The following is a 13,797-nucleotide window of genomic DNA, read 5'->3' as shown; positions in this document are numbered from 1 at the left end:
CCCTGGGGTTGTAGGAGCGCAACTTGTTGCGCGATGGACAGGCCCCAATGTCCGGGGCGGGCTCAGGGCGTCTGCGGCGCCTTTCGCGCAGCGAAGCTGCGCTCCTACATAGGCCTGTGCCCCCTCAAATCACACTACCCAGCTCGAAGATCGGCAGGTACATGGAGATCACCAGGCCGCCGACCAGCACGCCGAGCACCACGATGATGAAGGGTTCGAGCAGCGAGGTCAGGGCATCGACCTTGTTGTCGACCTCCTCCTCGTAGTAGTCCGCCACCCGGTTGAGCATGGCGTCCAGGGCGCCGGCCTCCTCGCCGATGCCGACCATCTGCACCGCCAGCGGCGGGAAGCGTTCGGTCAGGCGCATGGCGAAGTGCAGCTGCTGGCCGGTGGCCACGTCGTCGCGGACCTGGGCCACGGCCCGCTCGTAGACCTTGTTGCCCGAGGCGCCGGCGGAGGTCTCCAGCGCCTCCACCAGCGGCACGCCGGCGCCGAAGGTGGTGGCCAGGGTGCGGGAGTAGCGGGCCACGCAGGCCTTGTCGAGGATGTCGCCGATCACCGGGATGCGCAGCGACAGGGCGTGCATCCGGTAGGCGAAGGCCTCGGAGCGCTTCATGCCCCCGCGGATCACGAAAACCAGCGCCACCACGGCTCCCAGCGACCATAGCCAGTAATCCTGGGCCAGCTGCGAGAGCTGGATGGTCATGCGGGTCATGGCCGGCAGCTCGGCGCCGAAGCCGTGGAACAGGCTCTCGAACTGGGGCACCACCTTGATCAGCAGCAGGGCGGTCACGGCGATGCCCACCGCGATCACCGCGGCCGGATACCACAGCGCCTTCTTGACCCGGCCCTTGAGCGATTCGACCTTCTCCTTGTAGGTGGCCACCCGCTCGAGCATGCGGTCCAGGGAGCCGGACTGCTCGCCGGCCTCCACCAGGTTGCAGAACAGCCGGTCGAAGTGCTCGGGATGGCGCCTCAGCGCCTCGGAGAAGCTGGCCCCGGCGGCGACCTCGTTCATCAGCTCCTGGACCAGGGCGCTCATCGCCGGCTTCTTCATGCTCTCGGCCACCACCTGGAAGGCCTGCAGGGCCGGCACCCCGGCGCGGATCATGGTCGCCATCTGGCGGGCGAAGACCATGATGTCCCGCGGCTTGATCTTGCCCATGCCGCTGCCGATGCCGCTCTTGCGACGGATGCCCTTGACGATGATGTTCTGGCCGGCGAGCTCCTTCTCGACCTCGATGCGGTTGCTGGCGATGATCTCGCCGCTGACCTTGCGGCCCTTGGGGCCCTTGCCGGTCCAGCGCCAGCGATAGAGCTTCGTCTTGTGCGCCTTGCGCATGGTCGCGGTCGCCATAAGCGGTTCCCTGGGATCAATGGTGTTGAGGTTCGAGGTTTGAGGTTCGAGGCGCCACGGGTGCGGGTGCTCTACCTCGTGCCTCGCACCTCGACCCTCGCGCCTGGGGTTAGTCCTTCGTCACCCGATTGACCTCGGCCAGGCTGGTCACCCCCTGCATCACCTTCAGCAGGCCGCTGCGGCGCAGGTCCGGGTGCCCCTCCTGGCGCGCCTGGGCGTCGAAGTCCATGGAGTTGCCGTGGGTCATGATCAGCCGGCTCATGTCATCGGAGATGGGCACCACCTCGTAGATGCCCACCCGGCCCTTGAAGCCCTGGGTGCAATGCTTGCAGCCCACCGGCTCGAAGAGGGTGGCACGCTCCACCTCGTCCTCGGAGAAGCCCTGGGCCAGCAAGGTCTCGCGGGGGATCTCGGCGGGCTGCTTGCAGTGCGGGCACAGCCGCCGGGCCAGGCGCTGGGCGATGATCAGGCTCACCGAGCTTGCGATATTGAACGGCGCCACGCCCATGTTGGCCAGGCGGGTCAGGGTCTCGGCCGCGGAGTTGGTGTGCACCGTGGAGAGCACCAGGTGGCCGGTCTGGGAGGCCTTGACGGCGATCTCGGCGGTCTCCAGGTCGCGGATCTCGCCGACCATCACCACGTCCGGGTCCTGGCGCAGGAAGGCGCGCAGGGCGCTGGCGAAGTCCAGGCCGATGCGCGGCAGCACGTTGACCTGGTTGACCCCCGGCACCTTGATCTCCACCGGGTCCTCGGCGGTGCAGATGTTGCGCTCGATCTCGTTGAGGATGTTGATGCCGGTGTAGAGGGTCACCGTCTTGCCGCTGCCGGTGGGGCCGGTGACCAGGATCATGCCCTGGGGGTGATCGAGCACGCCCTCGTACATGGCGCGCTGCTCGGCGGTGAAGCCCAGCTCCTCGATGCCGATCTGCGCCGAGGCCGGATCGAGGATGCGCAGCACGATCTTCTCGCCGTAGACGGTGGGCAGCGAGTTGACGCGGAAGTCGATCGAGCGGGTGCCGGAGATGCGCAGCTTGATGGCACCGTCCTGGGGCAGGCGCCGCTCGGAGATGTCCAGCCGCGCCATGACCTTCAGCCGCGCGGCGATGCGGGTGCGCATGGCGAAGGGTGGGTGGGCCACGTCGTGCAGGATGCCGTCGATGCGAAAGCGCACCCGGTAGCTGGTCTCGTAGGGCTCGAAATGGATGTCCGAGGCCTCCCGGCGGATGGCATCCAGCAGGATCTTGTTGACGAACTTGACGATGGGCGCGTCGTCGCCGGCGGCGGCCACGGCCTGCTGGTCGTCGTCGATCGCGGTGGCGCCGTCGTCGTACTCGAGCTCGCCGATGGCGTCATCGACGCCGGCCAGCTCGTCGAGCATCGACGACTCGGTGCGCGCCAGGTAGGCCTCGAGCACCGGGCCCAGCTGATCCACCGGGGCCAGCACCCCCTCGGGCGTCAGGCCGGTGGCGAACTGCAGCTCGTCCAGCTGGGCCAGGGTGGAGGGGTAGGGCACCGCCACGGTGAGCCGGTGGCCATGGCGGGTCAGCGGCAGCACGCCCAGCTTGCGCAACACCTTGTCCGGAAACTCGGCGGCGTCGGGCAGGCTTTCCAGGCGCAGTGCGTCCAGGTCGATGATCGGCAGGCCGTATTCCCAGGCCGCGGTCAGGGTCGCCTGGCGGGCGGGTACGATGCCGGAATCGATCACGTGCTCGAGCAGCGACACCTCGGCCTCGCGGGCCTCCTGCTCGGCGCGGGTCGCCGCCGCCTCGGTGACATGCCCCTCCGCCACCAGGCGGCGGGAGAGGCCGCGCATGCCGCGGCGGTTGGCCGCACCGGACAGCGGCGACTCGCCGGCATGCGGTGTCGCGTCCTGTTCCGGGGCGGGCGGGCGGTAGTCGTTCATGAGGCTCCAGGCAATAGCTGCGGTGGCTCCGTTGTCCCGATTCTAGCGCCCCGCCGCGCCCCGCGCCCAGCCGCAGGTGACGCCTTTTCAACCTTTTCCTTGATCCAGGTCGTTCAGCCACGGGTATGGGCAAATGCTGATGTAACGGGGCTGGCGAGGATGACGACCTTGCAGCCTGGCAGGTTGTAACTTAATGTAAGCAACAGGGCAGCATGGGGCATGCCCGGTGTCAGTCCCTCCGTCGCCCGGCAATGGGCGCCGCGGCTGACAGGTTCACGAGCAACGGACAGGTCATGTTGGCACGACGGCATGCCACTGACGCAGAGCAAGGGGTGACGACATGAAACAGGCACGGCAAGGCAATTTCAAGGCAGGGCAGGGGGGCTTTACCCTGATTGAGTTGATGATCGTCATTGCGATCATCGGTGTTCTCGCAGCGATAGCGCTGCCGAGATACTTGGATTATACGAATCGCGCCAAGGCTTCGGAGATCATCACAGCCGCTAGTGGTGCAAGGACTTGTGTAACTGAAGCCGCGCAACTAGGGGAAGATCCGTCTGGTTGTGGGAACGCTTTCGAAGATACCCAGTATGCCACTAATTTGAATGTTGCATCTGATGGTGAAATTACTGTCGATGGGCAAAGTGACGTGGCGGGTGTAACCGTCTCTTTAGCACCCTCTGTAACAGTAGCCTCTGGTGGCACGGCCTTCCAAGATCCCGGGCACGTTGCATCCTGGGCTTGTACAAGTGCGGGTAGTAATCCTGAATGGCTGCCGTCCAATTGTAGATAAGGCAGCTTTTATGTGTACTTTAGAGCCGGCATCATGCCGGCTCTTTTCTTGCCTCTTCACCGTGAAACGGTCTCCACGAGCTGCACTCAGCATGCGGTGCAGGCCTGATCGAGACAGCTGTGGATTCAGGAACTCACGAGCGACCACCAGCAAGTCATCCAGGCCTAGATGTAGGAAATCGCGGGCCGCGATGAGCACGGTTTCCTGGTCAGCCGTCAGCGTAGCCAGCAGGTTGTGCCGGGTATGCGAGCGGTCCTGAACGTCATCCTGGTATCGCCAGCGGCGAATGATCGAGTCGGAAAAGCCGTACCGGCGTACCTGCTCGCTATCGCTGATGCTGGAAGGCGCTGCCTGGATCTCGGCGCGGATCTTCGGTGTCGTAGTCGCCTGTGTATGTGGATTGATGTCCATATCCCTGATCCCGGATGAACTGCTGCAGAAGCTCGGCGGCCAGCAAAGGATAACTCCTATGGCTCATCTGATCATCCGGGACCCTAGAGGTAGGTAGAGCAGGGAGGGTGTCGGCGCTCCTGCTTCTACCGCGCAGTCCAGAGTGCTGCGTGAGTTCAGGAGTCATGGCAACACCGTACCCGTACCTGATGGCAATGTGTTGGACTTGGCCATTGAGATCGCCGACCCTCTCCCTAGGGGTTAACCGTCTAGAGATATTTTAGAAGCAGGGAACAAGTGTTCAATCTCTAAGGTTTCATGCTTGTGCATGGCGCTGTTGTCTAATAGGCCTCGCGCGGTAGATATGTTGAAAAAAATCTCTGGGGAGGGTCTTTTTTTTCTATAAGTATCGGCCCATTTTAAGTATCTGTTTATGTATCCCTCTTCTCCAAGTTTTGAGGCAATTCTCAACTGGTGGGTCATTATATAAAATTCAAGCGTTGCCGGAATTCCTAAAGGGTTGATTATAGAGCTTATGGCGTCAGTCTTGGAGGTTTCGCTTTCTGGATGTGTGATTTCTTGGATTTTCCAGAGAGTGTGAAGGTGTGTGGCTGTGAATAGGATGAAGAGTGGCAAGAAAACACATGCGCCAGATTTTATTATGAAAGTGTAGCGATTTTTGGCTTCTTTTATTGGCCAACATCGGCATGAAGCAAAGTGTATTAAAAGCAAGAATGACAACCAGCTTGTTAGACTTTGGTAGAATGGGAGTTCGGTCATCGAGTGAAGCGATAGTGGTGTTAAAAGAGAGGCTAGTAAAAGCCGCTCTCCTCTTGGGCTATGAGTGAAAAAGTGCCATAGAGCCCAGCCGCCGAAAACGAGAATGGCTAGCATAGGCAGCAGGCCTCCCTCGACTCCCCATAACAGCAGCTCGTTATGGGGATGTGAGAAGGTCTGACGTATATAGGGCTCGACGATCTCCGGTTGATTGATCGGCTGGGCAGCGCGCCAGTCGGCGAAGCTGTACAGGAAGTCATGCTGGAAGCGCCCATAGCCCCAGCCGGCAAGGGGGTGTTCCGCGATCATTCGCAGCGAGTGGGTATAGACGTGCCACCTCGCGCCGGTGTTGTTGGCAATCGAGTCGGCGCTGCGGGGCAGTCCCGCCATTTCGATAGTCCAGAGCACACCCGCCAACAGGCAACCCAGGACCAGGGCGCCGCCCCATCGCTTGAAATGAGAAGAATCCAGACCTCTCAGGTGGATAAGCAGCATCGGGATGACGATCAATGCCGCCAGCCATCCGGTCAATGAGCCGTTGAACCACAGGATGGCGGGCATGCACAGCGGAGCCAGCAGAGTGATCGCGCGCTGCCAGGACTTCCAGGCTTCGCCGAGCAGCCAGGCTGAGACGGCCAGCCCCGTGACCAGGAAGCTCGCCAGCACGTTGCGCTGCTGGAAGATGCCGTAGGGCTGGCGACGCGCCACGTCGTAGCCCAGCCAGTTGCCCGGCTCCAGCCAGTAGAGTTGAACGTAGCTCAGCGCGGTCTCCAGCAGGGCACCGAGCAGGATCGCGAAGCCGAGCCACCACCAGTCGCGCCGGGTCAGCTGCAGCTGGGCCAGGCCCAGCAACAGGATGGCCCCGGCGGTCACCGTCAGCATCCGCGGCAGGGCGATCAGTGAGGCGTCGTTCCAACTCCACAGGAAGGGTAGCCACAGGGCCAGCAGCAGTAACCCCAGGCCGATATGGAAGTTGCTGTAGCGAATCGTGCCGCGAGCAGCCGGCCACATGGCGATGGCCATCATCACGCCGAAGCCCATCCACACCGTGGCGTTCTGCGGCATGCGCAGCCCTGTGCCGCCAAGGTTCGGGAAGGTGATATGCATCAGCACTGTAAAGGTGAACAGCGTCGTGCCGATGAACCAGGCGATCAGTCGGCGGTTGGGGGCGGCGGTCTGTGTCATTGCGTCTCTCCGGCGCAGGGCTGGCCTGGTTGCATTTTGTTACATAGTGCCAGTGTTGCGGGCTCGCCGGGCGATGTAAAGCGAGACCTGCTCGCTGCTGAGGATAATCGAAGCGGGCGTACAGCGACGCCGGAACGGCTGCCGACAGGTGTAGCCAGCCGGCTACAATGGGCGGGCCAGACAGGATGCTGTATACTTCGCGGCTTCAAACACTTACCTGAATCAGGGCATGGGAAGGCGCCCGGTGCATAATCCCCGGGCGGTAGCGTGCCCGAAAGATATCTCCCATCCCCAGAATATCGAGATGCCATGACTTCTACTCCGTCGTCTCCACCCCCTCGAGAACCGACCACTGCCCACTACGCCGACGATGAAATCTCGCTGATCGACCTTGCCAAGCTGCTGGTGCGGCGTTGGAAGGCCATGGCGGGCATCTTCGTGGTGGTGGTGCTGATGGCCCTGGCCTACGCTTTGATGCAGACTCCGGTCTTCACTTATACATCCATATACCAAGTGGCCGAACGCGATGCTGGCCAGCCGCTGGAGACTCCGGCTTCGCTCGTTGCACGCGCGCAGACTCTCTACCTCGGCCCGGTGACCCGCGAGCTGATCGACGACGAAGGCCTGCAACGGCTGCCCTTTGAGACCGAGATCTCGACCCCCGAAAATACGCAGACCGTCAAGCTCGCCACTGCCGCTCCCGAGGCTCAAGTGGATCGTGTAAAGGCCCATCACCAGGCCCTGCTCGAACGTCTGGCCGACGGCCAGCAGCATCTCCTGGAACGGAGGCGCCAGACTCTAGAAAGTCAACTCGCTAGTGTCGACGAGACTATCGGCCAACGATCTCAATCAAGCGATGCTGTCAATACCGAATTGCTCAGCAGAACCTTGAAACGCAAATTCCAGCTTGAAGCCGAACTGGAAGGCCTCATGCCAGGTGAGACTGCCCAGGTTGCCGTGCAGAGCCTCGAGCAACAAGGCACCAGCCGCGCCCTGATTCTCGCCCTCGGCGTGGTGCTCGGCGGCATGCTCGCAGTGATGGGTGTCTTCCTGCTGCACTTCGTGAGCCTGGTGCGCGAAAGCCTTCATGAGGACGCCGGCTAACGGCCCGCCATAGCCAGCCATAAAGTCAGAGGGGCAGACCCCGGCTGCCCCCGGTGACATGCTAAGACCCGATCACCTTCGGCGGCACCGCACACGGGGGCTGCGCCGTCCCGACGTGGCACCCAGGCAGCCCAAAGGTAATCCAAGAGTCCTGGCCATGGACGACTGTCCTCGACTTCACCACCATGGGGCCCCGGGGTCACCGGCAGATGCCACCATCTGCAGATCGCCCCGGACCGCATCCTGCTGGTCGACTGCGGCCTTATCCAGGGCCAGGATGCCAAGCACCTCGACAGCCTGGAACAGCACCGGGTGCGCTTCCCGGTCGATGATGTGCTTGCGCTGGTGGCCACCCATGTGCACATCGATCACATTGGCCGGCTGCCCTACCTGCTGGCGGCGGGCTACCAGGGGCCCATCCTCTGCTCGGTGCCCTCAAGATCGGCTTCACCCGCGAGCGCGCCCTGATCGAGCGCTTCCTCGATGAAGTGACGCAGCGGCTGGTGCCCCTCGACTACAAGACCTGGCACACCGTCCTCGATGACGAGCACCATCGCCTGCGGGTCAGGCTGCAGCGGGCCGGGCATATCCTCGGCTCTGCCTATGTGGAGGTGGAAAGCCTCGACAAGGTCCAGGGCCAGCTGCAGAGCACCTACGGCGATCGCCGACACCGTCAGGGCAAGCTGAAGGCCACACCCAGGAGCTGCTCTATGAGCTGGAAGGGCTGATCCACCGCGGCGCCGCCGGCCCCTGGCACGACCTGGAAATCATCGTCGATTCGCCCCTGGCGGCACGGTTCACCGAGGTCTACCGCGAGCTCAAGCCCTGGTGGGACGTCGAGATCCATCGTCGGCTGCGCGGCGGCCGCCACCCGCTCAGCTTCGAGAACCTCTATACCGAGGCCAGCCACGAGGAGCACGAGCGCACCGTCGACTACCTGGCCGCCAGCCACCGCCCCGCGGTGGTGATCGCCGCCAGCGGCATGGTTACCGGCGGCCGGGTAGTCAAATACCTCACGCGCATGCTGCCCGACGAGCGCCACGCCGTGGTGTTCATTGGCTACCAGGGCGCCGGCACGCCGGGCCGCGACATCCAGCACTACGGCCCGCGCGGCGGCTGGGTGGAACTCGACGCCAGCGGGTCGACATCCGCGCCCGCATCGAGACCGTCAGCGGTTACTCCGCCCACGCCGACCGGCACGACCTGCTCAACTTCGTCAAGCGCATGCGTCATCCGCCGCGTCACGTGCGCCTGGTGCATGGCGAGCCCCACACCCAGCAGGCCCTCAAGGCCGAGATCGAGCGCTGGGCTGAGCAGGCCGGTCATGATGTCGAGGTGACGCTGGCGAGTGCTTTATCGATTTCATGACACTTTTGTTTGTAGGTAACTTATGAAACTCCTCATCACCGGCGGCGCGGGCTTCATCGGCTCCGCCGTCATTCGTCATATCATGGCTCACACCAGCGACAGCGTGGTCAACGTGGACAAGCTGACCTATGCCGGCAATCTGGAGTCGCTTTCAGAGGTCAGCGACAGTGACCGCTACGCATTCGAACAGGTGGATATCTGTGATCGTGTTGAGTTGGAGAGGGTGTTCCGCGAGCATCGGCCAGACGCGGTAATGCACCTGGCTGCCGAGAGTCATGTCGACCGCTCCATCGATGGTCCGGCAGCGTTCATCGAAACCAATATCATCGGCACCTACACCTTGCTGGAAGTGGCGCGTGCCTATTGGAACGGCCTGGAGCGCGAAGACCAGCAAGCCTTTCGCTTCCACCATATCTCCACCGACGAAGTGTATGGCGACCTGGAAGGGCTGGAAGGGCTGTTTACCGAAGAGACCTCCTATGCACCCAGCTCGCCCTATTCGGCCAGCAAGGCCAGCTCGGACCATCTGGTACGTGCCTGGCAGCGCACCTATGGCCTGCCGACGCTGATCACCAACTGCTCGAATAATTATGGGCCCTACCACTTCCCCGAGAAGCTGATTCCGCTGATGATCCTCAATGCCCAAGAGGGCAAGGCGCTGCCGGTTTACGGCAAGGGCGAGCAGGTTCGTGACTGGCTCTACGTGGAAGACCACGCCCGCGCGCTCTACAAGGTAGTGACCGAAGGCCGGGCAGGGGAGACCTACAACATCGGCGGGCATAACGAGAAGCAGAACATCGAGGTAGTGCGGACCATCTGCGATCTGCTCGATGAGCTGGCCCCTTCGCAGTATTCGCCCTATGCGGATCTGATCACCCATGTGGCCGACCGCCCCGGCCACGACCTGCGCTACGCCATCAACGCCGACAAGATCGAGCGCGAGCTGGGCTGGCGCCCGCGAGAGACTTTCGAATCCGGCATCCGCAAGACCGTTCAGTGGTACCTGGATAACGCGGATTGGTGTCGCCGAGTGCAGGATGGCAGCTACCAGCGGGAGCGTTTGGGCGTAGCTACATCTTGAAAAACATACAGGAGCGCAGCATGGCTGCGCGATCCATCGCATAGCGATGACTGAAGGCTGGAACTGGATAAGGAATCACCATGGCACGCAAAGGCATTATCCTCGCCGGCGGCTCCGGTACGCGCCTGTACCCCATCACCATGGGCGTCTCCAAGCAACTGCTGCCGATCTACGACAAGCCGATGATCTATTATCCGCTCTCGGTACTGATGCTTGCCGGCATTCGTGAAGTGCTGATTATCACCACCCCGGAAGACAGGACGAGCTTCGAACGTTTGCTGGGCGATGGCAGCCAGTTTGGCATCGAGTTGAGCTATGCCGAGCAGTCCAGCCCGGATGGCTTGGCTCAGGCCTTCATCATCGGTGAGGAGTTTATCGGCAGCGACAGTGTGTGCTTAGTTTTGGGGGATAATATCTTCTATGGCCAAGGTTTCTCACCTAAGCTCCAAGAAGCCGCGGCGCGTGGTAGCGGCGCCACGATTTTCGGGTATCAGGTCAAAGACCCCGAGCGATTTGGCGTAGTTGAGTTCGATACCAACCAGCGCGCCATTTCCATTGAGGAGAAACCTGTAAAGCCGAAATCTAACTATGCTGTTACTGGCCTGTACTTCTACGATAATGATGTGATCGAAGTCGCAAAAAAAGTGAAGCCTTCTCACCGAGGAGAATTGGAAATCACCAGCATCAATCAGGCCTACCTCGAACGAGGAGATTTGAGCGTGGAACAGTTGGGTAGAGGTTTCGCTTGGTTGGATACGGGTACACATGAGAGCTTGTTGGAAGCAAGCAGTTTTGTACAAACGATTGAGCATCGCCAAGGTCTGAAAATAGCATGCTTGGAAGAAATTGCTTATAAACAAAATTGGCTGACTCAAAGAGATTTAAAGAGAATAGGCGGCTCCCTTAGGAAAACTGGATATGGGCAATACATTTTAGATCTTGTGGGTGAGTTGTGAGTAATAAAGTCCTGCATGTATGTACCCCAGATAAGTTTATCCCTCCATTTATTGATTTTGTTGAAGATAACTTCGATTTGAATGACCATGTCTTTTGGTTGAAGGAAGGAGGGCGTTTTCCAGTTGAAGAAGTAGCAAGAGTTAATAGTTCTGGGAGGGGTAAAATAAAAAAAATAAAAGGGTTGGTAGATCTTGCCAAGATGATGAGTGCTTCTGACAAAATTATATTGCATGGGCTTTTCGATATTAGGGTTATTCTTTTGTTGTGGAGTATGCCTTGGCAGTTGAAAAAAGCTTATTGGGTTCTATGGGGTGGGGATTTATACAGCTTTAGACAGGGAGATAAAACTTTCAAATGGAGAATCAGAGAGTTTTTTAAAGCACCTGTGATCAGGGGGATGGGATTTATTATAACTACAGTGCCTGGGGATGTTGATCTAGCAAGGAAATGGTATGGCTTTTCAGGTAAGTTTCATCAAAGCCTTATGTATAGAAGTCATTTGGCTAGGGAGTTGACGAGTAATGGGGCGAAGAAAGAGAATTCTCTTGATGTTGTGAAAGTGCAGATTGGAAATTCTGCTGACCCAAGCAACGAACAGTTTGAGCTAATAGATAAGCTCAGTAAGCTAAGGGGAAAAAGCTTCCTGGCATACTGCCCGCTTTCATATGGGGATCAATTACACAAAAGTAAGGTGATTGACTACGGGGTTGATCGTTTAGGTGAGAGCTTTGTTCCGCTAACAGAGTTTATGGGGTTTGAAGATTACAATGCTTACATGGAAAAGATAGATGTGGCACTCTTCAATCATCGCCGCCAGCAAGCTATGGGTAACATTATTGCCCTTTTGAGCATGGGTAAAACTGTGTATTTAAGGTCAGACCAAACACCATATGAATTTTTCAGAAGTCTAGGGGTGAATGTTAAATCTGTCGAGAACATGGATTCATTGTCTCTTATCGATGAAGAAAGCTCGATGTTAAATATGAAAATAATCAACGAGAATTTTAACATGAAGTTGCTCAAAGCTTCTTGGGAGAAAGTGTTTGATGAGTGAAGTTGTTGGGAATGGTATGCTTGCAAAGGCATTCATGGCTCGATCTTCTGATGTTACATTGCCTGATGGATGTGTCTTTTTCTGTTCGGGGGTTTCCAACTCTTCTGAAGTGAAAAAAAGTGAGTTCCAGAGAGAGAGAGAACTTGCTATAAAAGAAATAAACAAGGCTGACGCTTCAACTTTTGTTTACTTCAGTAGTGTCGCATCTGTGACTGAAAGTTCAGAATATTATAAGCACAAATTGGAGATGGAAAATGTTGTTGGTGATTTGTCGAAAAGTTATTTAATATTTCGGCTCCCGCAAGTTGTTGGGTGCGTGAATAATAACACATTGTTCCCAAGTTTTATAAGGAAGATAAAAAAAGGTGAGCCTCTTGAAATATATTCTAAGTCAACTAGATGCCTTATTGATGTAGACGACGTTGTGAGGCTGTCTAGCTTTATACTGAAGAAAGGGTATGAAAATACAACAATAGATTTGTGCCCCTGTGATTCAATAACTCCTTTGGAGCTTGCTAGACTGATATCCAAGGAGGTTGGGGTTAAGTCGAAAGTAGAGATTGTGGATAAAGGTGGGTCTTATCCTTATGGTAGTCATGAAGATAAAACAATAATTGGAGAGGATGATTCTATATTCTCTAAAAATTACTATAGCCTAGTTGTGAAAAAATATGCTAAAAAGATATTTGCAATTACTTGATGTAGGGCCCAAGAGATATTTGTTAACATTGCACATAATTTAATAAACTCCCTGGTGGTGTCCTTGTGCTTTCTGTCAAATGTCAAAAAGAAAGGCTGGCTTGATCATATGGGATTAGCTTTTTGTGAAATCGCTGTCGTTAAGGAAATGCCTGATGAAGCATCTTTTAAGTAAGGCTGTTGCTGAAACACTTGAATCGAATTATAAAAAGAAAGTGAAAGCATTCTGCTCAGAAGTTCATGATAGCAAGCCTGTTGTGATTCTTGGTAACCAAAAAACAGGGTCAACAGCGATTGCTGCATTACTATCTGAGGCGACACAACAATCCGTAACTTTAGATCTTAAGAAAGCGATCCCTGATGTCGGATGGCAACTCTGTATAAAGCACAACGTTATGAAGTTTTCGGATGTGGCATATAAGTACAGGTCTGACTTCAAACGCTCCATTATTAAAGAACCTTGCTTGACATTTTTTTACGATGAGGTTCGTGAATTGATGCCTAATGCCAAGTTTGTGTTCATCCAAAGGGATCCATTTCAAAATATTAGGAGTATTCTAAATAGGCTGGGAATTCCAGGGGATTTACAAAACATAAACTTGGATGATTGGCCTGAGCTTGCTAAGACTCCAGTATGGCGGCTGGTTTTGGATAGTACTTGGTTAGGGCGAGATTCCGGAAGCTATATAGAAGGCCTAGCCCATCGTTGGGATTTGGCAGCGAAAGAATGTTTGAATGGGGACAAAGAATTCTTCGTAATAAAGTATGAAGATTTCATCAAAGATAAAGAAGGGGCTATCTATTCCTTAGCTGATAGTCTAGGGATGGAGATTAAAAAAAATATTTCTGGAAATGTTGATGTTCAGTATCAGGGCCGGGGGAACTCCGCGGTTTCAGTTAAAGACTTTTTTGGAATGCGCAATTGTGAAATCATACGGAATATATGTGGTGAAAGTGCAGATAAGCTTGGGTACGCTATTTAATTTATACGCAGTTTGAAACTTTGCCTTATATGTGGCTTTCTGTTATCAGATGGTAATGTTAATGGTAATGTCTAATTGCCTGATCTAAATTATTCGCGAAAATCCATCCTAAAAGTTCTGAAACGGATGGAGTTGTGGGTAAAGTG

General features: G+C 56.9%; 14 protein-coding genes and 2 pseudogenes. 11 read left to right on the top strand and 5 right to left on the bottom strand.

The window, feature by feature from the left end; all coding sequences use genetic code 11:
- Positions 1-124: 124 nt before the first annotated feature.
- Both QC818_RS04040 and pilB read right to left on the bottom strand, forming a co-directional pair.
- Positions 125-1,357 carry a type II secretion system F family protein gene (locus tag QC818_RS04040; RefSeq protein ID WP_309651554.1) on the bottom strand — a complete coding sequence of 411 codons (1,233 nt, stop codon included), beginning with the start codon at positions 1,355-1,357 and terminating at the stop codon, positions 125-127.
- Positions 1,358-1,466: 109 nt separating this feature from the next.
- Positions 1,467-3,260, bottom strand: a complete 1,794-nt coding sequence (pilB, locus tag QC818_RS04035; RefSeq protein ID WP_309651553.1) for a type IV-A pilus assembly ATPase PilB — start codon at positions 3,258-3,260, stop codon at positions 1,467-1,469.
- 340 nt (positions 3,261-3,600) lie between these two features.
- On the opposite strand from pilB, the gene QC818_RS04030 reads away from it, so the two are divergent.
- Complete coding sequence (locus QC818_RS04030; protein ID WP_309651552.1) at positions 3,601-4,053, top strand: pilin; 453 nt, start codon at positions 3,601-3,603, stop codon at positions 4,051-4,053.
- A gap of 24 nt (positions 4,054-4,077) precedes the next feature.
- Here QC818_RS04030 and QC818_RS04025 read toward each other — a convergent pair.
- Positions 4,078-4,464: pseudogene (locus QC818_RS04025) on the bottom strand (IS481 family transposase); the annotation flags it as partial.
- Between the two features lie 240 nt (positions 4,465-4,704).
- Positions 4,705-6,405, bottom strand: coding sequence for an O-antigen ligase family protein (locus QC818_RS04020; RefSeq protein WP_309651551.1), 1,701 nt, complete (start codon positions 6,403-6,405; stop codon positions 4,705-4,707).
- A 309-nt stretch (positions 6,406-6,714) separates the two neighbouring features.
- On the opposite strand from QC818_RS04020, the gene QC818_RS04015 reads away from it, so the two are divergent.
- Positions 6,715-7,509, top strand: coding sequence for a Wzz/FepE/Etk N-terminal domain-containing protein (locus QC818_RS04015; RefSeq protein ID WP_309651550.1), 795 nt, complete (start codon positions 6,715-6,717; stop codon positions 7,507-7,509).
- Between the two features lie 165 nt (positions 7,510-7,674).
- On the top strand, positions 7,675-7,977 hold the full coding sequence (locus QC818_RS04010; RefSeq protein ID WP_309651610.1) for an MBL fold metallo-hydrolase: 303 nt from the start codon (positions 7,675-7,677) through the stop codon (positions 7,975-7,977).
- On the opposite strand, the gene QC818_RS04005 is transcribed toward QC818_RS04010, so the two are convergent.
- Complete coding sequence (locus QC818_RS04005) at positions 7,914-8,096, bottom strand: hypothetical protein (protein WP_309651611.1); 183 nt, start codon at positions 8,094-8,096, stop codon at positions 7,914-7,916. The two genes, QC818_RS04010 and QC818_RS04005, sit on opposite strands and share 64 nt — an antisense overlap.
- On the opposite strand from QC818_RS04005, the gene QC818_RS04000 reads away from it, so the two are divergent.
- From QC818_RS04000 to QC818_RS03965, 8 genes and pseudogenes are all read left to right on the top strand, one after another.
- On the top strand, positions 8,013-8,237 hold the full coding sequence (locus QC818_RS04000; protein WP_309651549.1) for a hypothetical protein: 225 nt from the start codon (positions 8,013-8,015) through the stop codon (positions 8,235-8,237). The genes QC818_RS04005 and QC818_RS04000 overlap by 84 nt on opposite strands.
- Positions 8,213-8,542 (top strand): annotated as a pseudogene (locus QC818_RS03995) (MBL fold metallo-hydrolase); the annotation flags it as partial. The gene QC818_RS04000 and the pseudogene QC818_RS03995, both read left to right, overlap by 25 nt.
- Positions 8,518-8,877, top strand: a complete 360-nt coding sequence (locus tag QC818_RS03990; RefSeq protein WP_309651609.1) for an MBL fold metallo-hydrolase RNA specificity domain-containing protein — start codon at positions 8,518-8,520, stop codon at positions 8,875-8,877. The pseudogene QC818_RS03995 and the gene QC818_RS03990, both read left to right, overlap by 25 nt.
- A 22-nt stretch (positions 8,878-8,899) precedes the next feature.
- Entirely contained in the window at positions 8,900-9,958 is a 1,059-nt protein-coding gene (gene rfbB, locus QC818_RS03985; RefSeq protein ID WP_309651548.1) for a dTDP-glucose 4,6-dehydratase, read from the top strand.
- An 80-nt stretch (positions 9,959-10,038) separates the two neighbouring features.
- Positions 10,039-10,914 carry a glucose-1-phosphate thymidylyltransferase RfbA gene (gene rfbA / locus QC818_RS03980; protein ID WP_309651547.1) on the top strand — a complete coding sequence of 292 codons (876 nt, stop codon included), beginning with the start codon at positions 10,039-10,041 and terminating at the stop codon, positions 10,912-10,914.
- On the top strand, positions 10,911-11,969 hold the full coding sequence (locus QC818_RS03975) for a TDP-N-acetylfucosamine:lipid II N-acetylfucosaminyltransferase family protein (protein WP_309651546.1): 1,059 nt from the start codon (positions 10,911-10,913) through the stop codon (positions 11,967-11,969). Before rfbA ends, QC818_RS03975 begins: the two co-directional genes overlap by 4 nt.
- Positions 11,962-12,669 (top strand): NAD-dependent epimerase/dehydratase family protein, encoded by a 708-nt coding sequence (locus tag QC818_RS03970; RefSeq protein ID WP_309651545.1) that lies wholly within the window; start codon positions 11,962-11,964, stop codon positions 12,667-12,669. The genes QC818_RS03975 and QC818_RS03970 overlap by 8 nt, the downstream gene beginning before the upstream one ends.
- A gap of 154 nt (positions 12,670-12,823) precedes the next feature.
- Positions 12,824-13,651: a sulfotransferase family protein gene (locus tag QC818_RS03965; RefSeq protein ID WP_309651544.1), complete on the top strand. Its 828-nt coding sequence runs from the start codon at positions 12,824-12,826 to the stop codon at positions 13,649-13,651.
- The last annotated feature ends 146 nt before the right edge of the window (positions 13,652-13,797 follow it).

The organism is Halomonas koreensis, assembly GCF_031451675.1.
Taxonomy (GTDB): Bacteria; Pseudomonadota; Gammaproteobacteria; order Pseudomonadales; family Halomonadaceae; genus Halomonas; species Halomonas koreensis.
This window is presented reverse-complemented; position numbering and strand designations above follow the sequence as displayed.

Coding starts and splice junctions, on each gene's coding strand:
- QC818_RS04040 (WP_309651554.1), bottom strand. CDS start 1,357: ATGGCGACCGCGACCATGCGCAAGGCGCACAAGACGAAGCTCTATCGC.
- pilB (WP_309651553.1), bottom strand. CDS start 3,260: ATGAACGACTACCGCCCGCCCGCCCCGGAACAGGACGCGACACCGCAT.
- QC818_RS04030 (WP_309651552.1), top strand. CDS start 3,601: ATGAAACAGGCACGGCAAGGCAATTTCAAGGCAGGGCAGGGGGGCTTT.
- QC818_RS04020 (WP_309651551.1), bottom strand. CDS start 6,405: ATGACACAGACCGCCGCCCCCAACCGCCGACTGATCGCCTGGTTCATC.
- QC818_RS04015 (WP_309651550.1), top strand. CDS start 6,715: ATGACTTCTACTCCGTCGTCTCCACCCCCTCGAGAACCGACCACTGCC.
- QC818_RS04005 (WP_309651611.1), bottom strand. CDS start 8,096: ATGCCCGGCCCGCTGCAGCCTGACCCGCAGGCGATGGTGCTCGTCATC.
- rfbB (WP_309651548.1), top strand. CDS start 8,900: ATGAAACTCCTCATCACCGGCGGCGCGGGCTTCATCGGCTCCGCCGTC.
- rfbA (WP_309651547.1), top strand. CDS start 10,039: ATGGCACGCAAAGGCATTATCCTCGCCGGCGGCTCCGGTACGCGCCTG.
- QC818_RS03970 (WP_309651545.1), top strand. CDS start 11,962: ATGAGTGAAGTTGTTGGGAATGGTATGCTTGCAAAGGCATTCATGGCT.
- QC818_RS03965 (WP_309651544.1), top strand. CDS start 12,824: ATGAAGCATCTTTTAAGTAAGGCTGTTGCTGAAACACTTGAATCGAAT.